The 19,091-nt window shown below is 54.6% G+C and carries 18 protein-coding genes; 6 read left to right on the top strand and 12 right to left on the bottom strand.

The window, feature by feature from the left end; translation table 11 throughout:
• Positions 1 to 268 precede the first annotated feature (268 nt).
• Positions 269 to 1,615 (bottom strand): O-antigen ligase family protein, encoded by a 1,347-nt coding sequence (locus B5D52_RS04555; RefSeq protein WP_016146411.1) that lies wholly within the window; start codon positions 1,613 to 1,615, stop codon positions 269 to 271.
• A gap of 277 nt (positions 1,616 to 1,892) precedes the next feature.
• Between B5D52_RS04555 and B5D52_RS04550 the strand changes: the two genes are divergently transcribed.
• The 4 genes from B5D52_RS04550 (at position 1,893) to B5D52_RS04535 (ending at position 5,850) form a co-directional block, all read left to right on the top strand.
• Complete coding sequence (locus B5D52_RS04550; protein ID WP_016146410.1) at positions 1,893 to 3,488, top strand: potassium/proton antiporter; 1,596 nt, start codon at positions 1,893 to 1,895, stop codon at positions 3,486 to 3,488.
• A gap of 24 nt (positions 3,489 to 3,512) precedes the next feature.
• Positions 3,513 to 4,310, top strand: a complete 798-nt coding sequence (locus B5D52_RS04545; protein ID WP_016146409.1) for a histidinol-phosphatase HisJ family protein — start codon at positions 3,513 to 3,515, stop codon at positions 4,308 to 4,310.
• Positions 4,311 to 4,327: 17 nt separating this feature from the next.
• Positions 4,328 to 5,185, top strand: coding sequence for a 4-(cytidine 5'-diphospho)-2-C-methyl-D-erythritol kinase (gene ispE, locus B5D52_RS04540; RefSeq protein WP_016146408.1), 858 nt, complete (start codon positions 4,328 to 4,330; stop codon positions 5,183 to 5,185).
• Between the two features lie 137 nt (positions 5,186 to 5,322).
• The gene (locus B5D52_RS04535) at positions 5,323 to 5,850 is read left to right on the top strand and encodes a stage II sporulation protein R (protein WP_178139595.1); all 528 of its coding nucleotides are present in this window, start codon (positions 5,323 to 5,325) and stop codon (positions 5,848 to 5,850) included.
• A gap of 57 nt (positions 5,851 to 5,907) precedes the next feature.
• On the opposite strand, the gene B5D52_RS04530 is transcribed toward B5D52_RS04535, so the two are convergent.
• On the bottom strand, positions 5,908 to 7,116 hold the full coding sequence (locus B5D52_RS04530; RefSeq protein ID WP_016146406.1) for an acetate/propionate family kinase: 1,209 nt from the start codon (positions 7,114 to 7,116) through the stop codon (positions 5,908 to 5,910).
• Between the two features lie 187 nt (positions 7,117 to 7,303).
• Between B5D52_RS04530 and B5D52_RS04525 the strand changes: the two genes are divergently transcribed.
• Positions 7,304 to 8,503, top strand: coding sequence for a tRNA(Met) cytidine acetate ligase (locus B5D52_RS04525; RefSeq protein WP_016146405.1), 1,200 nt, complete (start codon positions 7,304 to 7,306; stop codon positions 8,501 to 8,503).
• Here B5D52_RS04525 and B5D52_RS04520 read toward each other — a convergent pair whose 3' ends face one another.
• Complete coding sequence (locus tag B5D52_RS04520) at positions 8,504 to 10,018, bottom strand: stalk domain-containing protein (RefSeq protein WP_016146404.1); 1,515 nt, start codon at positions 10,016 to 10,018, stop codon at positions 8,504 to 8,506.
• Between the two features lie 333 nt (positions 10,019 to 10,351).
• Here B5D52_RS04520 and B5D52_RS04515 point away from each other — a divergent pair, with 333 nt between their 5' ends.
• Entirely contained in the window at positions 10,352 to 11,296 is a 945-nt protein-coding gene (locus B5D52_RS04515; protein WP_016146403.1) for an L-lactate dehydrogenase, read from the top strand.
• A 42-nt stretch (positions 11,297 to 11,338) separates the two neighbouring features.
• Here the strand turns inward: B5D52_RS04515 and B5D52_RS04510 are convergent, their stop codons facing one another.
• From B5D52_RS04510 to yfmF, 9 genes are all read right to left on the bottom strand, one after another.
• Positions 11,339 to 11,890, bottom strand: a complete 552-nt coding sequence (locus B5D52_RS04510; protein WP_040332452.1) for a type 2 periplasmic-binding domain-containing protein — start codon at positions 11,888 to 11,890, stop codon at positions 11,339 to 11,341.
• A 263-nt stretch (positions 11,891 to 12,153) separates the two neighbouring features.
• Positions 12,154 to 13,425, bottom strand: coding sequence for a GTPase ObgE (obgE, locus tag B5D52_RS04505; protein WP_016146401.1), 1,272 nt, complete (start codon positions 13,423 to 13,425; stop codon positions 12,154 to 12,156).
• A 99-nt stretch (positions 13,426 to 13,524) separates the two neighbouring features.
• The gene (gene rpmA / locus B5D52_RS04500) at positions 13,525 to 13,806 is read right to left on the bottom strand and encodes a 50S ribosomal protein L27 (RefSeq protein WP_016146400.1); all 282 of its coding nucleotides are present in this window, start codon (positions 13,804 to 13,806) and stop codon (positions 13,525 to 13,527) included.
• Positions 13,793 to 14,134, bottom strand: coding sequence for a ribosomal-processing cysteine protease Prp (locus tag B5D52_RS04495; RefSeq protein ID WP_016146399.1), 342 nt, complete (start codon positions 14,132 to 14,134; stop codon positions 13,793 to 13,795). Before B5D52_RS04495 ends, rpmA begins: the two co-directional genes overlap by 14 nt.
• Before the next feature lie 3 nt (positions 14,135 to 14,137).
• Positions 14,138 to 14,449, bottom strand: coding sequence for a 50S ribosomal protein L21 (rplU, locus tag B5D52_RS04490; RefSeq protein WP_016146398.1), 312 nt, complete (start codon positions 14,447 to 14,449; stop codon positions 14,138 to 14,140).
• A 207-nt stretch (positions 14,450 to 14,656) separates the two neighbouring features.
• Positions 14,657 to 15,493 (bottom strand): bifunctional methylenetetrahydrofolate dehydrogenase/methenyltetrahydrofolate cyclohydrolase FolD, encoded by an 837-nt coding sequence (gene folD, locus B5D52_RS04485; RefSeq protein ID WP_016146397.1) that lies wholly within the window; start codon positions 15,491 to 15,493, stop codon positions 14,657 to 14,659.
• Positions 15,490 to 16,356, bottom strand: a complete 867-nt coding sequence (lgt, locus tag B5D52_RS04480) for a prolipoprotein diacylglyceryl transferase (protein WP_016146396.1) — start codon at positions 16,354 to 16,356, stop codon at positions 15,490 to 15,492. Before lgt ends, folD begins: the two co-directional genes overlap by 4 nt.
• On the bottom strand, positions 16,357 to 17,640 hold the full coding sequence (gene yfmH, locus B5D52_RS04475) for an EF-P 5-aminopentanol modification-associated protein YfmH (RefSeq protein ID WP_016146395.1): 1,284 nt from the start codon (positions 17,638 to 17,640) through the stop codon (positions 16,357 to 16,359).
• A complete protein-coding gene (yfmF, locus tag B5D52_RS04470; protein WP_016146394.1) occupies positions 17,640 to 18,929 on the bottom strand; it encodes an EF-P 5-aminopentanol modification-associated protein YfmF in 1,290 nt (429 codons plus the stop codon). Before yfmF ends, yfmH begins: the two co-directional genes overlap by 1 nt.
• Positions 18,930 to 19,091 lie beyond the last annotated feature (162 nt).

Genomic DNA, 19,091 nt, shown 5'->3' with positions numbered 1-19,091 from the left:
ACACAACCATAGTCTACCAAGAAAATGTAAATATACCGATCAATTATTAGTAAAATGTAATTTATTTTTCATTAGCACAGGTAAAATCTTTTGCAACCACAAGGCTGCTTTTTTACAAATCATTGACAAAAGTTGTCTAATCTCCTATTTTATCGAATTTTAGTCCATTTTCTTTGCATATAAACATAAAACAAGGGCGGTCTATACAGACCGCCCTTGCGTGCTTCATATTTACATTTTCATCATGTCCCGCTCGTGCCGATCGGCATTACAAGCGGTTCTTGTCCGTGGTCAGCAGACGTGCATAGACCAGAACGAAGGCAAAGAAGAAGCCCGAAGTGACCGTAAACAGGATATGTCCTGCAACGATCAGGTAGCCAACAGTGATACCCAGAGAGATAAATGCACCGAAGACCAGAACATTAAAGTTGCGTACCATATTCATCAGGAACTGTACGCCATAGCGAATGTACATCTGGGTCATGGTAACGAAACCAAACAGACCGTACATCAGGCCGATGTCAAACAGGTCCATCTCGATGATATGACCCTGCGAGCCGCGGCCGACACCGAACAGCCATGCAATCGGACCTGCTGCCTTAAAGTCAGCAAAGGTAGCTGCCAGCTTATTCCAGCGACCGGAAATCAGGCTTCCGCCCTCTTCCTCCGCTGCATCGCGGATACCGTCAAGCGACTGTCCCAGTTTATCAAACAAGCTGTTGCCTGCACCATTGAGCAGCGCCGACAGACCGTTGAAAATGAAACCTACAATGACAGTGATGATTGCCAGCATCACCACGCGGCGCAGCATTTCGCGTTCACCACGAACGGCCATCACCAGTGCAAAAACAACCATGATAGCAGCTTCACCGACCATCGCCAGCAGCGCGGTCTTGGTACCGATCAGCATCAGACAAATAATGCTCATCGACGGGCCCAGGCTGTAAAACAGCATACGTCCCTTGGTGAAATTGCGGTGCGGGATAAACAGGAAATAGGCAATCGCCAGCGGCAGCAGAATCATCAGTGCACCCGTGATGTCATTGCCCGAATAGTAGAATCCACGCACACCGCGTGCGCCGAATCGGTCGTAATAGGTACTATATCCGGTACCCAGCACGTACGGAATCAGAATGCCCAGCGAAAATACGATGGTCATACCGTTGACATAGGCGTGTATTTTTTCGATCAGTCGATCCTTAGACAGCTCGGAATTTCGGAACACATTGAGGTAAACCATCGCAACCGCAACATTATAAGCAAAACGTGCGAAGAAGGTCACATCAAGCGAAATGTTCGCCGTTCCCGTCCACAAAAACTCCGACAGCACCGACATTGCCCAGGCTGCGCCCATCGGCAGTGCCGTCAGGATGGCCTGTTTGTCACGCAGCATCAGTACATAGATGACCATGATCAGCAGCACGACCATACGCACAACCAGTGCAGGCGTGGTCGTCATACCGCCGCCGTTGGTCAGCTCGCGGTAGTTGAGCGCCTCCATGCCGTAGCCGCGCGTCAGCATCCAGATGTACAAGCCGTTGACAATATCCAGAATCGGATTGAACAACAGGTACAGCCAGAAGAACTTCTCAAGGCCCCTTAAGGATTTCTGCATCCTTTCACTTCCTTTATTCTTTTGTTTTCCGTACCATGTTACCACATTTATGTCGTTTTTACAAGTCACATGTCGGACAATCGCTCCATTTGTTCACCAAATCTACAAATTTTACAAACTCGTCAAATCTTTGTTCCGTCTCTTGCATTTCTATCAGCCTGTCCGCTGTCTTTCCCTTCTCGACACAGTGCTTTCCGCGAAAGCACTGGATATTTTTGCGTTTATATGGTATGATTTATCTGGGTTTTGCATCTTTTTTCGCCAAAGGAGGTCGTTTATGAGCCAACCCCTATTACTTATGGGTGTCGTTATTCTAATCTGTATTGTCATGAATCGCTTCATTCAACGTCTGGCCGTGCCGTCGCTGCTCATCTTCATCGCACTCGGTATGCTGTTCGGTGAGAATGGTTTGTTCCGCATTCCCTTTGACGATTATCAGGTTTCCAGCATCATTTGCTCGATCAGCCTGATCTTTATCATGTTCTACGGTGGATTCGGTACAAACCTATCCGCCGCCCGTCCAGTCCTCGCCAAGTCCATCCTATTATCCACCGTCGGCGTTGCGCTGACCGCCGGACTGTGCGGACTGTTCGTCCATTTGGTGCTCGGGCTGTCGCTCTATGAAAGCCTGCTCATCGGTGCGGTCATCTCGTCTACCGATGCCGCGTCGGTCTTTAACATCCTGCGCACCAACCGGCTGTCCCTCAAGTACGGCTCGGCTTCCCTGCTCGAGATCGAATCCGGTTCCAACGATCCGGTATCCTACATGCTGACCGTTATTCTGGTCTCACTGCTCGCTGGGGAATCGGTATCCGTACCGCTCATGCTGCTCTCACAGGTCGCCATCGGTATTCTGTGCGGCGTAGTCATCGGCAAGATCGCCGTCCTGCTGCTCTCGCGCCTGACCTTTTCCGATGAGCACGGCAAGACCATTCTGGTATTCGCTGTGGCACTGGTCTCCTACGCCCTCCCCGATTGTCTGGGCGGCAATGGCTATCTGAGCGCCTACCTGTGCGGCATCCTGATGGGCAATTCCAGCATCGCACACAAGCGTCAGCTCATCCACTTTTTTGATGTCGTGACCGATATTTCCCAGGTCATCATCTTTTTCCTGCTTGGCTTGCTGGTCACGCCAGCCGAACTGCCAGCGGTCTTTGTCCCCGCGCTGTGCATCATGGTCTTCCTGACCCTGATCGCCCGTCCTGCGGCGGTCTTTGCCCTGCTCCTGCCCTTCCGCTCTCCCCTGCGCCAAATCGGCATCGTATCCTGGGCCGGTCTGCGCGGTGCGGCTTCCATTGTATTCGCAATCTTTGCCGTGCTTGGCGGCGCGCGCACGAGCTACAATCTGTTCAATCTGGTCTTCTGCATCGTTCTGCTGTCTATCGCCCTGCAAGGCACGCTGCTGCCTTGGGTCTCGCGCAAACTGGACATGATCGACCCGGCAGAGGACGTCTCCAAAACCTTCAACGATTATCAGGAAGAAAATGACGTGGACTTTGTCAAGGTACATATTGAGTCCGGTCATCCCTGGATTGGCCGCAGTCTGGCCGAGCTCCAGCTGCCCCACAACCTGCTCGCGGTTATGATCACACGAGATAGCGACAATCTGGTGCCCGACGGTCAGACTGTCTTGCAGGACGGCGATTTACTGGTCTTCGCTGCGCGCGCATTCGAGGATCGTGAAAACCTGTCCCTGCGCGAAATCCCCATCGACCGCAGTCACAAGTGGAACAATCGAACTTTACGCGAAATCACGACCCCACAGCACACGCTCATTATTCTCATTCAGCGCGGCACTCGCACGATGATCCCCGACGGCGGCACGCGCATTCAAACCGGCGACATTCTGGTTCTGGCACAACCCGGTACCTGAGCCATCATCCGAAAGGAGTTTTTTATGATCGATCTGCACACCCACTCGAAATATTCCTTCGACACCGAAGCCGAACCGGCTGAAATCACCGACATGGCGCAAGCCGCCATTCGCGCCGGTGTCAATGTACTGGCCGTCACCGACCACTATGATCTGTTTCGCGAGGCACCGTCCATCTTCTGCGACGTTGCCGCCATTCAGGCCGACATTGCCGCCGCCCGTCCGCAGTTTGACGGACAGGTAGAACTGCTGCGCGGCATTGAACTGGGTCAGCCCCAGCGAAATCCTGCACTGGCTGAGGAAGTGTTGTCCAACTTCTCGTTCGACGTGGTCATCGGCTCGCTGCACGTCATGCCCAACGACGTCGATCTCTACGACCACGACTACGACCACATCGACTGCGATGCCCTGCTGCGCGACTACTTCGCCGAAATGGTACGCATGGAACAGCACGGCGGGTTCGATATTCTCGCCCATCTGGACTATCCGCTGCGCGTGATGAAGCGCCCGCACACCAACCCGTCTTTCGACAACTTCATGGAGCATATCCTGCCCGTTCTGCGCGAAGCGGTCAACCGCGGCTACGCCATCGAGTGCAACGCGGCTACGCTGTTCAGCTGGATGCAGCGTCCCGGCCCTGACCGTTGGATTCTGGAAGAATACCGCCGTCTGGGCGGTGAGCGCATCAGTCTGGGCAGCGACGCGCACCGTGCGCGTGACATTGGACGCGGATTCGATGTCTACGCGGACTACATCCGCTCGCTGGGCTTTGACCATCTGACCGTATTCCGCAACCGACAGGCACAGGCCTATCCGATCTGACCGCGAGGAGGCACAACATGAATTCCATCAAACTGGATGCTCACGCAAAAATCAATCTGACGCTGGACGTGACCGGCAAACTGGATAACGGATATCACACCGTGCGCATGGTGATGCAGTCGGTCGGTCTGCATGATAATGTGACGGTCGAGAAGACCGACGACGGTCAGATCACGCTGACCTGTGACCGTCCCTATGTCCCGACCGATGGCCGCAATCTGGCCGTGCGTGCGGCAAATGCATTTTTCGCGCACACAGGTCTCGTCTGTCCTGGTCTGCGCATCGACATCTGTAAGCGCATCCCGGTTGCCGCAGGTCTTGCAGGCGGCAGCACCGATGCGGCTGCTGTTCTGCGTGCGCTCGACACGTTATTCGAGACCAATCTTGGACTGGATACGCTGTGTGAAATTGGTCTGACGCTGGGCGCGGACGTTCCCTACTGTCTGCGCGGCGGCACGATGCTGGCCGAGGGCATTGGCGAAGTGCTCTCTCCCCTGCCGGCTGCGCCGCACTGTCTGGTTGTTCTGTGCAAACCCGCCTTTGCCGTCTCGACCGCGGCAGTCTATGCCCAGATCGATGACCACATGCCCGATGTTCGTCCGGACACGGCTGGTATGTGTCAGGCACTCGCGCAAGGCGACTACAACGGCGTTTGCCATCGTCTATACAATGTCATGGAAGCGGTCACCGCTGTGCGGCACGCCGAGATCGGACAGATCAAGGACATTCTGCTCTCCTGTGGTGCAGACGGTGCGGCGATGAGCGGCAGCGGTCCGACCACCTTCGGCTTGTTCCACGATCCCAACAAGGCGCAAATGGCGTTCAATCGTCTCAAAGCCATCTTCCCCGACACCCATCTGACCGAGATCCTCTAAAATTCCATACAAAATTTTACAGCCCGGGTTTAACCCGGGCTTTTTTCGTCCATACTCCCCTCAGACACGATGATGAGAGGACGGAATTTATGATGCGCGTAAAATGCAGATCGATTGAACTTGCTTTGGCTCTCTGTATGGCCTTTCTCTTTGCCTATGCGGCTTGGGTATCGCTCCGTCAGCAGACACTTGCGGACGGTTTGCTCCGTCTGCATGTCATTGCGAACTCGGACAGTGTACAAGACCAGCAAGTCAAGCTGCTGGTACGTGACCGGGTACTGGAAGTCACTGAACCGCTGCTTGCAGAGGCTGACGATCAAGACGAAGTGCGGCGCATTCTCAGCGAGCATTTACAGCAGATCACCGACGCTGCCCAGCAGGTACTTACCGACCAGGGTATGCCCTATCAGCTCTCCGCACAGATGGCGACCGAATACTACCCCACCCGCAAATACGACACGTTTTCGCTGCCTGCCGGTCAGTACACCGGACTCAAAATTCGGTTGGGTGCGGCCAGCGGTCACAACTGGTGGTGTGTGGTCTTCCCGCCTCTATGTACCGATGCCGCGCAGGCGCCGCAGGACAAACTCTGCGAACAGACGACGTTCCGGTTCAAGACCGCCGACCTCATCGGTCAGGCGCGGGCATGGCTGCGTGGGCTGTGAGGTAGTATTCAGATAAAAAAAGTCCCCGGTAAAAACCGGGGACCGAAAACACAGTGTTTACTTTGCAGCTGCCTCGCTTACCAGACGCTGAGTATCCTGCGCGATAACCAGCTCCTCGTTGGTCGGGATAACCAGAACGCGAACGCGTGCGTAGTCGATGGAGATATCCATCTGACGGCCACGGAACTTGTTCTTCTCGGGATCGATCTTGATGCCCAGGTATTCCATGTGCTCGCAAACGTCCCAGCGAACCGAACGGTCATTCTCACCAACGCCTGCGGTGAATACGATTGCGTCAACGCCGCCCATTGCTGCGATGAACGAACCGATGATCTTCTTAACCGACAGGTTGAACATGTCCTTTGCCAGTGCTGCGCGGACGTTGCCCTCTGCGATTGCAGAATCCAGATCACGGAAGTCAGAGGATACACCGGAGATACCCAGCATACCGGACTTCTTGTTCAGGATGTTGATGACTTCGTGTGCGTCGATGCCCTCATGCTCTGCCAGGAAATCGATGATTGCCGGGTCAATGTTACCCGAACGGGTACCCATCGGCAGACCGTCCAGAGGAGTAAAGCCCATGGAGGTGTCGACCGACTTACCACCGTCGATTGCAGAGATCGAAGAACCGTTGCCCAGGTGGCAGGTGATGATCTTCAGATCCTCGATCGGACGGCCCAGCATCTCAGCTGCCTGCTGGGATACGTACTTATGGGAGGTACCGTGGAAGCCGTAACGACGGATCTTGTACTTCTCATAGTACTCGTACGGAATTGCGTACATGTAGTTCTTGGGCGGCATGGTCTGATGGAATGCGGTGTCGAATACTGCGACCTGCGGCACATCCTTACCCATAACTTCCTCACATGCATGGATACCGATGAGGTTGGGGGTGTTGTGCAGCGGTGCCAGCGGGATGCACGCCTCGATTGCCTTGATAACTTCGTCGGTGATCAGAACCGAATCTGCGAAGTACTCGCCGCCGTGTACGACACGGTGACCAACTGCGTTGATCTCGGACATGTCCTTGATAACGCCCCACTTCTCGTCGAGCAGGATATCAATAACTGCCTTGATTGCGTCGGCATGGGTGCTCATCGGCACGTCTGCCTTATACTTCTCGTCCGAGCCGCCCTGATGGGTCAGCTTGCCGTCGATGCCGATTCGCTCACAGAGACCCTTTGCCAGAACGGTCTGGGCATCCATGTCGAACAGCTGATACTTCAGGGAAGAACTGCCTGCGTTAATAACCAGTACTTTCATCCTTCATAACTCCTTGCTGTGTTTTTGGTTGCAATGTGTCACATACCGCATACTGTTTCGTGATGCAAAGATACAAAAGAAATTTGCAAGAAACAACAAATACGTGTACAATACTTCATATAATATTATTGTACACCACCCCGCGCAAATGTACAACATCTATCGCGGATTTTTTTGGAGGACTCTTATGAAAATTTGCGGCATCGTGGCCGAATACAACCCTTTCCACAACGGTCATGCCTATCACTGCGCCAAAACACGGGGTCAAATCGGAGATGAGACGGCAATTGTCGCAGTTATGTCGGGCAATTTCGTGCAGCGCGGCGACTTCGCCATCGTGGACAAATACCGCCGGGCGGCGATGGCGGTATGCGCCGGGGTCGATCTGGTGATCGAGCTGCCTCTGCCGGCTGCGCTGTCCTCAGCCGAGGGCTTTGCACGCGGTGCGGTCGCGTCTCTGGTTGCTATGGGCTGCGTCACCCATCTGTCCTTCGGCTCGGAATGCGGTGACATCACCCGTATTCGACGCGCCGCTGCCTGCGACCGCTCTGCCATTCGCAATCATCTGGCCTCTGGGCAGTCCTACGCCGCAGCCTTGCAGTCTGCGGTCGAAGCCATCGATCCCGATGCCGGTGCACTGCTCTCCTCGCCCAACAACACGCTGGGGATCGAATACTGTGCGGCCATCGATGCACTGGGCTGTGACATTCAGCCGATCACCGTCCAGCGTGACGGTGCTGCGCACGACAGCGAGCAGCTGCACGTCCGTCCGTCGGCCTCCGCCCTGCGCCGTCTGATTCTGGACGGCAAGGTGGATGCTTGCCGGGAGGGTATGCCGTCCAAGGCGTTTACACGGCTGACGCAAGCGCTCGACTGCGGTGCAGCACCCGCGCATGTCGGTGTGTGCGACGCTGCCATGCTGTCCTATCTGCGCCGTCTGTCTCCAGACGATTTGCTGCGTTTTACAGGTGGCAAAGACGGTCTGCAAAACCGGTTATTTGAGTCCATTCGCGATCACACGAGCATTCCAGACATCTGCGCTGCTGCTCAAACTCGCCGCTACCCGCTCGCCCGCATTCGCCGTGCGCTGCTTCGCGCTTATCTTGATCTCCCGTTTGACACTTCGGTTGAACCGCGCTATCTGCGCGTGCTTGCCATCGGCCCCAGAGGACGAGAGGTGCTGCGGCAAATGGGCAAAACCGCGCAGGTTCCGGTCGTCATCAAGCCGGTAAACGAAAAACGCCTGCCAGACACAGCCGACTTGCGTCGGGATGCGCTGGCAGACGATCTCTATGCACTGGCTCAGCCAAACCGTGCGTTTTGGACAGGCGGCAGCCACTTCCGGCAGTCACCTTATGTGGCAAACAAAGAAAACCGTTCGGTCTGATTACAAAATGCTGTAATCCAGGTCGTCTTCGTCGCTGTCGTACCACTCAATATACAGGTACGGATAATCATCGGATGCTTCATCGAAGTCTACACCATACAGATAGTAGTCTTCATAATCGTCGGCATCCTCATTATATACCTCGACGTAGAAGTCCCATTCGGTACCATCGCTGTACAGGTCGAAGTCCTCTTCGATGTAATCTTCGTATTCCAGCTCATCCGACGACACAGTATACCAATCTTCTTCATCCGCCGGGCTTGCCTCGATGGTGGTGATCGTATAGTCCGAACCCAAATCATTATAGATGCGTGCGGTGATCTCATCATAAGACGCATCTTCGTCCAGCTCGATGGTATTGTCATCGAGCACACGATACGCCTCGTCCTCATCGGTCACCACGATCGTGACCTCGTCCGACGCACCGGTCAGGCTGATATCCTCAACCCATGCCTCGGTCTCGTCCTCGTCGTCATAGACCAGATACAGTTCCCACAAGTGATCATCGTCCGATGCGTCCAGCGTAAAGCTCAGGTAATCACCCGCAGCCAGTGTGCTTTCGTCGTGTTCCTCATCGACCAGATCATCGTAGTCGTCGTAATCCTCGCCCGACGGATACAGGTAAGCTTCTGCGATATCGTCCATGCCGGACTCGTTATACAGGTAGACCTTCAGGCCGTCTTCCATATCCGGGACATCCTCGTCCTCGGGTTCGTCATAGTCGCCGTCGTCCTGAATGGCCATAGAAAATGCATCGCCTACGTCGGTGAGGTCTACATCCTCATAGGTTTCGCTGCCACCGTCAGCGTAGGTGACCTTCAAATTGATCGATGCGTCACCGTCCAGATCCAGCCACAGGTATTCGGTCTCGTCATCACCCAGCAGTTCAGCCTGCATGACATTGCTCGAATAGCTGGTGGAATCCGCTGCGCTCCACTTGACCGAGTCGATATCCTCACCGGTCTCATTGGTCAGAATCAGCAGCGTCTCGCCTTCCGGGCCTTCCTCCGGATCGGGCACTTCATTGGTGACCGTATATGCGATATAAACCTGCTGGGTCGTATTATTCCAGGTACAGGTTACACCGGAAAATAATTCCAGCGCACGGATATGCACCAGTGTCCGGCCATCTTCGGTCAGTCTAGGTGCGACAGAAAGTGTCTTGGTCTGTCCATATTGGTTGACTGCAAGCGTCGAACCGATGGTCAATGTCCAAGTCTCATTGTTCAGGGTAATTGCAATCTGCTGGGTGGTTGCGTTCCAGGTCAATGTACCTCCCATCGCCTCCACGACACCGCGCAGCGGCAGCAGCGTATAACCAGGGCTCTCCACGACCGGCGTTGTGCCCTGTGCATCAATGAGCGAAGACGTGCCATTGTTCATCAAATACGGGCTTCCGACCGTCAAAGTCATGGCTCCGCTCGATGTAACCTGCGCTGCAAACGCGCCCGGAACCGCAGTTCCGGCAATCAGTGCGGCAGCGGTCAGTCCAGTAATTACTTGTTTTTTCTTCATATATTGCGCCTCTTTTCTCGGAGATTTTGCTTGTATTGTAACTTTGTAACCAAATTGTTACTTTTAGGGTAACAGAGTTTTGTGACCAAAATGTGACCGAACCACGTAGCTTATGTGTAGATCGTGTGAACTTGCTCCTCAAAAGCTTCACGGATGTTTGGTTATATTTTATGCAAATTAGTCTTAGATTCTTTAAAATATATTACCGGAACATGCTACAAGTTGGTTTTCCGTTGTTTTTACAACAGACTTTTCTCTCCTGCTTTGGTAGAATAAAGACAGTTCAAAAGAACTGCTTACCCGTTGTTTTCCTACCGAAAGGAGTTTTATATTATGCTTAATCCCAGAAAAGTAGCCGTCATTGGCTGTGGTTTTGTTGGCTCTTCGATTGCGTTCAGCCTGATTCAGCGTGGTCTGTTCTCTGAAATGGTGCTCATTGACGCCAATCAGGACAAGGCCGAAGGCGAGGCGATGGATTTGAGCCACGGTCTGCCCTACACGGCAACCATGGACATTCATGTCGGCAACTATGATGATATCGCCGACTGCGCCCTTGTCATCGTCACCGCCGGCGCAAACCAGAAGCCGGGCGAGACCCGCATCGATCTGATCGACAAGAACGTCGCCATCCTCAAGCACATCGTACCCGAGATTGCCAAGCGCAACTACGAGGGTATTCTGATGATCGTATCCAACCCGGTCGATGTTCTGACCTATGCTGCGTACAAGATTTCCGGATTCCCCGCCCATCGCGTCATCGGTTCGGGTACGGTGCTCGACACTGCGCGTCTGAAAAACCTGCTTGGCGAGCATCTGGACGTAGACAGCCGCAATGTGCATGCCGTCATTATCGGTGAGCACGGTGACAGCGAGCTTGCCGTCTGGAGCGGTGCCAATGTTTCCGGCATCCCGCTGCATCACTTCTGCGAGCTGCGCGGTCATTTTGATCACGAGGGTTCGATGCAGCGTCTGTATGAGGGTGTACGTGACAGTGCGTATGAGATCATTGCGCGCAAGGGTGCGACCTACTACGGTATCGCGATGGCAGTCGGCCGTATTGCCGAAGGCATCGTGCGCGACGAGCACGCAGTACTTCCGATTTCGGTCGTGCTCGATGGCGAGTATGGACTGGATGGTCTGTGCCTGAGCATTCCGTCCATCGTCGGTAAGGATGGTGTGCACAAGGTGCTCGAGATTCCGCTCGACGAGAGCGAGTACGCCGCACTGCATGCATCGGCCGATCGTCTGCGCGAAGTCATTGCACATTTAGATCTGTAACAAGAAAAAAGACCGCTCTGACATAGAGCGGTCTTTTCTGATTTATGATGCATTCTCTGTTTTCTCTCGCGGCTGACTGTTGACGCGATAGGAAATATTCTTTCCATCACTTTGATATATGACTTCATAATCAAAAATTTGTTTTGTAGTTGTATCCTGAACGGCAAAACAAATACGATCCTGTGGTAAAACCGTGAACCCTTCTTCCGAAAGATACATCAGATCCAATCTCATATGCTGTATTGCGTGTGCATCTGCCACAAACACATCGGTTTGGCTATCGTCTTCTCCCTGTGCAATTGCCGCAAATTGTACGATACCCTGTTGTTCATCTGGCGGAGTGGCATAATCTAAAACCGTGAATTCCGGATACTTTTGTGCAATTTCGGACAGATACCATTCGGCAGAATACGCGTTTGATTGTATCACAGGTTGTTCTGTGTCTGCAATCGGAGGGCTGGAAATATAAAGTTCTGTCAATCCGGCTACCAGTACAGTGGCAGCGAGCATACTTCCAACAAAAATTTTTCGTGAACCATGCACTCTGGTTTCCTCCCCTCTGAGAAAAAGTCCGGCATCTTCTTTTGCTATCATTGTACCCGGATTCTTTCGGGAAGGCAAGCACATAAAGATTGTGTGGTCGGAATCAAAAAAGACCGCTCTGGCATAGAGCGGTCTTTTGGGTATTGCGCGTCTGCGGACGCGCTTTGAAATTATTTTTGGTTGAAACCCGGGGCGGACACCGGGTTTTAAAAAGGGAATTTCGGACTCTGCGGAGTCCGACCAGGCTACGCGCCTGGAGGCGCCAGGGAACGCGTTCCCTGGATCCCGATTTCGCCTGCGGGCGGGTCTCCGATTTAGTGAATATACTCGAATTCCATTTCACCGATGACGACAATGCTGCCCTCTTCGACGCCCATCTGTTCCAGACGATCATAAACGCCTGCATTCTTGAGCATACGATCCATATACAGACGAGATTCATAATCGTCGGTATTGACGCTGCCCATGATCTTATCAATCCAAGCACCACCAACGACGTAATAATCCTCGACCTTCTCGATGGTGATATCACGCTCGGTAACGACTTCTTCAACAGGAACGAATTCGGGTTCGTAAGTGAATACTGGCGGCAGATCCTGAAGCATTTCCCAGGTCTTATGGATCAGCTCGCGCACGCCCTGATTGGTTGCAGCCGACAGCTCCAGAAAGCCGAAGTCGTGCTCGTCTGCGTATGCCTTGAGCTTGTCCAGAATCTCGCGGTCATCGCCCAGCAGGTCGGTCTTATTTGCAACGATGATCTGCGGACGGGATGCCAGAAATTCACTGTATCCGGCAAGCTCTGCGTTGATGGTCTGCACGTCCTCGAGCGGATCGCGGCCTTCGCTGCCCGATGCGTCAACCAGATGCAGCAGCAGGCGGCAGCGGTCAATATGACGCAGGAAGTCATGTCCCAAACCAGCGCCCTCGGATGCGCCCTCGATGATACCCGGGATATCTGCCATAACAAAGGACTGCTCCTCTGCCACGCGGACAACGCCCAGATTGGGAATCAGGGTGGTAAAGTGATAGTTTGCGATCTTGGGACGGGCAGCCGAGACCATGGAAAGCAGCGTGGACTTGCCGACATTCGGGAAGCCGACCAGACCAACGTCTGCCAGCAGTTTCAGTTCCAGCGTAATTTCCATTTCAACGCCGGGCAGACCGGGCTTTGCAAAGCGCGGTGCCTGACGGGTCGGGGTTGCAAAATGAGTATTGCCCCAGCCGCCGTTACCGCCCTTGGCAGCAACAAACGGCTCGTCGTCCGACAGATCCTTCATAATACGACCGGTCGCACGGTCGCGGATGATGGTGCCGCGCGGTACGCGGATAACCAGATCGGCACCGTCCTTACCCTTCATGCGCTTGCCCATACCGTTCTCACCGTTGGGTGCGACATACTTTTTCTTATACCGGAAGTCCAGCAGCGTGGACAGGTTATCATCCACCTGGAATACCACCGAGCCGCCGCGTCCGCCGTCACCGCCGTCCGGACCGCCCGAAGCTACATACTTCTCACGGTGGAAGCTGACCTTGCCGTCGCCGCCCTTACCGGATGCGATTTTAATTTTTGCTACGTCAATAAACATATATTTCCTCCATGGAAAAGACAAAAGAGGCTCATAGACTTTCGTATAGAAAAACAAAATCCCGGAGAAATGTCCGGGATGATGTCAGTTGCTATTCGATTACTGTACTTCGTAAACCGAAACACGCTTGCGGTCCTTACCAACGCGCTCGAAACGAACTACGCCGGTAACCTTGGCGAACAGGGTATCGTCAGAACCTCTGCCAACACCTACGCCCGGATGGATCTTGGTGCCGCGCTGACGAACCAGAATGTTGCCAGCCGGAACTACCTGACCGTCTGCACGCTTGACACCCAGGCGCTTAGCCTCGGAGTCACGGCCGTTCTTAGTCGAACCTACGCCCTTCTTATGAGCAAAAAACTGTAAGCTAATCTGCAGCATCGTTGTACACCTCCGTAACTTGTATAAACTCTTGATAGTCTTGTGCCAGTTCGGACAGATGGAGCAGGAATGCACGCATGGCATCCTGGCCTTCTGCGAGCTGATCTTCAGGAAGCGTCAGGCGGATGTGTGCGCCTTCGTCCTCGATCAGAGTATCAACAGCGATCCGCTGCACGTCATAGAGCAATGCGTGGATGAGCTGTACCGAACTGGATACCGCGGCGCAGACAATGTCTTCGCCTTCTTCCGCATAACCGGCATGACCAATCAGATCGACAGTAGTCAGCAGGTTATCTTTGCGGGAGCGGTAAAATGTGACGCGGGTCATGCCTTAGGCGTTGATCGCGCCGATGGTTACCTTGGTGTAGGGCTGTCTGTGACCCTGACGCTTTCTGTAACCCTTCTTCGGCTTCATCTTGAAGATGTTGATCTTCTTCTGCTTGCCGGTCTTGTCAGCGGTACCGGTTACGGTAGCGCCCTCGACGTACGGTGCACCAACCTTCAGGTCAGCACCCTCGCCTACTGCAAGCACCTTGTCAAAAGTTACGGAAGCGCCGTCCTCTACGCCGAGCTTCTCAACGTAGATTACATCGCCCTCAGATACCTTGTACTGCTTGCCACCAGTTACTAAAATTGCATACATTGCGGTAGCACCTCTCTTTCGTTCTTAGAGTCACGCTCTTGCGGGCGGTGTCACATTTGGACACACTTCATTTGCCCGATTTGATGCGGCTTCTGTTATATTATCAGACAACCCTCATTCTGTCAAGGGGATTTTGCATTTTTCCCTTCAAAATTTGACAGAAATCTTTTGGGCTGTGCTGTGCTGTGATTTTCCGTCTGGCCGGGCTTACTTCTGCGCTGCCTTCAGGGTGTTCTTCATCAGCATAGTGATGGTCATGGGACCTACGCCGCCGGGTACCGGAGTCATATAGCCTGCAACCTCTGCGACTGCCGGGTCAACGTCGCCGCACAGCTTACCGTCCACACGGTTCATACCAACATCGATCACGGCCGCGCCCGGCTTTACCATATCCGGGGTGACGAAGTTTGCACGGCCGACCGCTGCGACCAGAATGTCCGCCTCGCGGCAGATCTCGGCCAGATTCTCGGTGCGGCTGTGGCAGATGGTGACCGTGCCGTGACGGTGCAGCAGCAGCATGCTCATGGGCTTGCCGACAATATTCGATCGTCCGATCACGACGCAGCGCTTGCCCTTGGGGTCAATGCCGTACTCGTCGAGCAGCTCCATAACACCTGCCGGGGTGCAGGGCAGGAAATCGTAATCGCCGATCATGATACGTCCGACATTGGACGGATGGAATGCGTCTACGTCCTTCTTGGGGTCGATCGCTGCGATGACAGCTTCCTCACTGATCTGCTTGGGCAGCGGCAGCTGGCACAGGATGCCGTGGATGCGCTCATTGTGATTGAGCTCGTCTACCAGTCCGAGCAGCTCGTCCTGTGTGGTCTCAGCGGGCAGCACGTACTTCTCGCTGTAAAAACCGCACTCTACGCACGCCTTTTCCTTATTGCGTACATAGACCTGGCTGGCCGGGTCTTCACCGACCAGAATAACCGCCAGTCCCGGACGTACGCCGGTCTGCTCCAAACGGTGGGTTTCCTCCAGAATCTTTCCTCTTACCTTGGCAGACAGCGCCTTACCGTCCATCAAAATTGCACTCATGTGTTCTGTGTCTCCTTTTGCTCTTGGGTTCTCACCGCACGCGTGTCCGCATGCGGTTTTGCTAACTGGGTCAGGGTCTTCACGTTCTGCCGCAGGCACATCACCAGAAGGACGATGCCCACGATGCACGAAACAATTGCAACCACCTGCGAGATGCGGATATCGGTCTGACCTACATACAGGCTGTCGGTGCGCATGCCCTCGATCACAGCACGGCCTGCGCCGTACCAGATGAGATAGCACAGGAAAATCTGTCCGCGGAAGCGATAGCACTTCTTGGAAATCAGGTGCAGGATGAAAAAGCCGATCAGGTTCCACACCGACTCATAGAGAAAAGTCGGATGGAACGGCCCTTCCCCGTTGACCGTCATGCCAAACAGGCTCGCCGTCTCGGTACCATGCGCTTCGCCGTTGATGAAATTGCCCCATCGGCCAATACACTGACCGATGAGCAGCCCCAATGCGGCGACGTCGAACATGCCCGGAATGCTCAGACGCTTGATGCGTCCATAAGCGGCAACCGCCAGCAATGCGCCGATCACGCCGCCGTAAATGGCCAGTCCGCCCTCCCATACCGCGATGATCTCGCTCGGGTGCTTACTATAATAACTCCATTCCCAGATCACATAATAAAGTCTTGCGCACACGATCGCCGACGGAAGTGCGACGATCAGTGCGTCAAACAGCATATCATTATTAAAGCCAAACTGATCGATGCGGCGGCTGCAATAGGCAATCGCCAGCACAAAGCCAATGGCAATAATGATACCGTACCAATAAATATCCTTGCCCAGAATGTTGAACGCCACGCGGTTGACCGTGACCTCCAATCCCAGGTTTGGAAATGCAATCACGTTTTCCATTTACACAGTCTCCTCGGTCTGAATCGGCCGAATGACCGACAGGCTGGTGCGGTCGGGCTGTGCCCAGCGTGCAAACATCTCGCGCACGTCTTCCGCTGTGATGGTATCGTACACGTCGGCAAAGTCCAGACAGCACTCGTCTGCAAAGCCGAGTTCGGCCTGCATGCGGCACAGCTCGTCGAGCTGGTCGAGGGCACGCACGTTCAGACCATAGCATGCCTTCTTCATGCGAGAGAACAGTTCCTCGGGCACGCCCGATGCGGCATACGCGCGGACAGCGGCGATCAGGCGATCGCGCACAGCCTCCGGGTCGCGGCTCTCACCACCAAAGGCTGCCGCAGCTGCCTCGGGCAGGATGGTATAGCTGTTTTCAAAGCGGCGATTGACCAGACGTTCCTCATACAGCTCACCGAACAGCGGCGAGGTCGTACCGCACAGAATACGGGCGGCCAGGTCGCCAATCAGCTGACGGCGCTGGCGGCTCTCGCCCGCTGCAAGCGGCGCGTCCTTGAAGCCGAGCAGGAAGGTCGGCTGTGAGACTGCCATACGGCGCTCTACCACGGGCGACGCGACGGTCTCCTGACGGGTGCCGTAATGGCGTGCCGCGACGCGTGCGGCCTCGCGCGGGCTCAGCTGCTCGGCCATACGCACAATCTCGTCAAAGTCTGCCGTGCCGCACACGGTCAGGCTCATATTGGCGGGGCTGTAAAACGCACGGTGACAGGTAAACAGTACATCGGGTGTGATGCCTGCGATGCTGTCCACGCTGCCCGCGATGGACACGCGCACCGGGTGCTCGTGGTACAGCCCGGCGTACATGCCGACAAAAGCTGCCCAGTCCGGGGTATCCTCGATCATACCGATTTCCTGACCGATGATTCCCTTCTCCTTCTCCACGTTCTGTTCGGTGAAGTACGGTGTGAACACAAACTTGAGCAGGATTTCCAGATTTTCCGCAAATCCATCGGTGCACGAAAAATGATAGGCCGTCATGCTATGGCTGGTGAATGCATTGGGAGACGCGCCGGTCTTGCCGAACTTTTGCAGGGCGTTGCCGTCCTCGTCCTCAAACATCTTATGTTCCAAAAAATGTGCCACGCCTGCCGGGGTGTCATAGCGCACACCGTCCAGTGTAAACGATGCGTCCACCGAGCCAAAATTGGTTGCCAACATGGCGAAGGTCTTGGAAAATCCCGGCTTGGGAATGTAATAAATCTTCAGGCCGTTGTCAAGCACAGTCTGCTGCATGTCCATGTGCAGGCGCTCCTTATGATACTGCTGCATTATACGCCCACCCCTTTCATAAAGCAGATAAGATCAAGTGCGACCTGACGGCCGACCGCCATGACCTGTCCGCGCTCAACGCGCTCCAGCCGCTCGATCAATTCCTCGGGTGTCATGATAAAGCCTGCCACAGCCTGACGGTGCCAGTAATTTTCCAGCGAAAGCGGACTGTCGCCCAGCGAGCGAATCTGGCTAATCAGGGTGCGGCGTGCCTGCTCGAGTTCATCCCGGGTCAGACCGCCTGCGTGCAGGTCTTCCATCTGGCGCAGAATTTCGCCCAGTGCCTGATCGTATTTATCGTTCTCGATGCCCGATGCAATCATCATCAGACCCTTGACCTTATCCAGTGTTGCGCTCGCGTAATAGCACAGAGACAGCTTTTCGCGGACGTTGACAAACAAGCGTGAGCCGGTATAGCCGCCCAGCACAGCCGCGTACAGCATCAGTGCCGGATAGGCCTCGTCCATGCCGGTCAGACCGGTGCGCAGTCCCAGTGTCAGCTTGCCCTGGTTTGCCGGGTAATCCTCTACGATCGTGCGCGGCTTGCAGTTGATGCGGCACACGTCTACTTCGGTCTGGTAACGGCCGGACGATGCCGGGAGGGTCAAACCGTCAGCAAATGCAGCTGCGACTGCTGCCGGGTCAGCCGATCCGCAGTAAAACAACTCAACGCGTGCATGCTGCAAGACTTCCTGATAGGCTGCCCAGATGAGGTCGGGCGTGAGTGCCTGTACACCTTCGACCGAACCGTACTCGCATGCGCCAAAAGGTTCGTCCTTGCACATAATCTCCTGTGTACGGCGCACAGCGTAGGTGCGCGGGTTGTTTTTCAGCGCTCGGATGCGATCGATCAGGTTCTGACGCTCGCTCTCGGTCTCGGCTGCGCGGAAGCGTCCATTTTCCAGACACGGTCTGCACATGAGGTCGCACAGCAGGTGCGCGATCTGTCCAGTCGGGTCTTCCTCCGCAGGAACCGAGCCTGCGTCCACACCAGCTGCGACAAAACCGATGGACAGGCTCTCGCCTACCTTGCGCACGAACGGTTCCACCCGTGCGCCGTACAGGCCGTCCAGCGTTTCACCCAGCACGGTCAGATTGGGACAATACTCGGTGCCGCGGTACAGCAGATACGGAAGCAGTGCGAACGGTGCATTCTCCGCACCCAGCGGCAGGACAAACGCTGCCGAAAACGCTGCAGTCTTGAACGCATCGGTGCTCACACAGGTCAGTCTGACCCCTTCCGCCAGTTCATGTCGGCTGAGTCTCTGGTTCTCGTGTTTTTTATCCATATAACATCCTTTCTTTCGATCTCGTGCCGCCCGACAGGCGACAGGATTTGATACCGTTTTCTGTACTTCTTACCTTATTATAAAATAGCAAAATTTGCCGGCGGAAAAGCGCGGAAAATGGGATGTATGATCACAATGCGGGTCGAACGCTGCGCATCCTTG

It is taken from the genome of Butyricicoccus pullicaecorum DSM 23266, from assembly GCF_900167005.1.
Classification (GTDB): Bacteria; Bacillota; Clostridia; order Oscillospirales; family Butyricicoccaceae; genus Butyricicoccus; species Butyricicoccus pullicaecorum.
This window is presented reverse-complemented; position numbering and strand designations above follow the sequence as displayed.

Bases quoted from the DNA above. Each gene is read 5' to 3' on its own strand.
- ispE (WP_016146408.1), top strand. From the start codon at position 4,328: ATGAATTCCATCAAACTGGATGCTCACGCAAAAATCAATCTGACGCTG.
- B5D52_RS04545 (WP_016146409.1), top strand. From the start codon at position 3,513: ATGATCGATCTGCACACCCACTCGAAATATTCCTTCGACACCGAAGCC.
- B5D52_RS04495 (WP_016146399.1), bottom strand. From the start codon at position 14,134: ATGACCCGCGTCACATTTTACCGCTCCCGCAAAGATAACCTGCTGACT.
- B5D52_RS04510 (WP_040332452.1), bottom strand. From the start codon at position 11,890: ATGATAGCAAAAGAAGATGCCGGACTTTTTCTCAGAGGGGAGGAAACC.
- folD (WP_016146397.1), bottom strand. From the start codon at position 15,493: ATGAGTGCAATTTTGATGGACGGTAAGGCGCTGTCTGCCAAGGTAAGA.
- B5D52_RS04550 (WP_016146410.1), top strand. From the start codon at position 1,893: ATGAGCCAACCCCTATTACTTATGGGTGTCGTTATTCTAATCTGTATT.
- rpmA (WP_016146400.1), bottom strand. From the start codon at position 13,806: ATGCTGCAGATTAGCTTACAGTTTTTTGCTCATAAGAAGGGCGTAGGT.
- B5D52_RS04515 (WP_016146403.1), top strand. From the start codon at position 10,352: ATGCTTAATCCCAGAAAAGTAGCCGTCATTGGCTGTGGTTTTGTTGGC.
- B5D52_RS04555 (WP_016146411.1), bottom strand. From the start codon at position 1,615: ATGCAGAAATCCTTAAGGGGCCTTGAGAAGTTCTTCTGGCTGTACCTG.
- yfmF (WP_016146394.1), bottom strand. From the start codon at position 18,929: ATGGATAAAAAACACGAGAACCAGAGACTCAGCCGACATGAACTGGCG.
- B5D52_RS04530 (WP_016146406.1), bottom strand. From the start codon at position 7,116: ATGAAAGTACTGGTTATTAACGCAGGCAGTTCTTCCCTGAAGTATCAG.
- B5D52_RS04520 (WP_016146404.1), bottom strand. From the start codon at position 10,018: ATGAAGAAAAAACAAGTAATTACTGGACTGACCGCTGCCGCACTGATT.
- yfmH (WP_016146395.1), bottom strand. From the start codon at position 17,640: ATGCAGCAGTATCATAAGGAGCGCCTGCACATGGACATGCAGCAGACT.
- B5D52_RS04535 (WP_178139595.1), top strand. From the start codon at position 5,323: ATGGCCTTTCTCTTTGCCTATGCGGCTTGGGTATCGCTCCGTCAGCAG.
- B5D52_RS04525 (WP_016146405.1), top strand. From the start codon at position 7,304: ATGAAAATTTGCGGCATCGTGGCCGAATACAACCCTTTCCACAACGGT.
- obgE (WP_016146401.1), bottom strand. From the start codon at position 13,425: ATGTTTATTGACGTAGCAAAAATTAAAATCGCATCCGGTAAGGGCGGC.
- lgt (WP_016146396.1), bottom strand. From the start codon at position 16,356: ATGGAAAACGTGATTGCATTTCCAAACCTGGGATTGGAGGTCACGGTC.
- rplU (WP_016146398.1), bottom strand. From the start codon at position 14,449: ATGTATGCAATTTTAGTAACTGGTGGCAAGCAGTACAAGGTATCTGAG.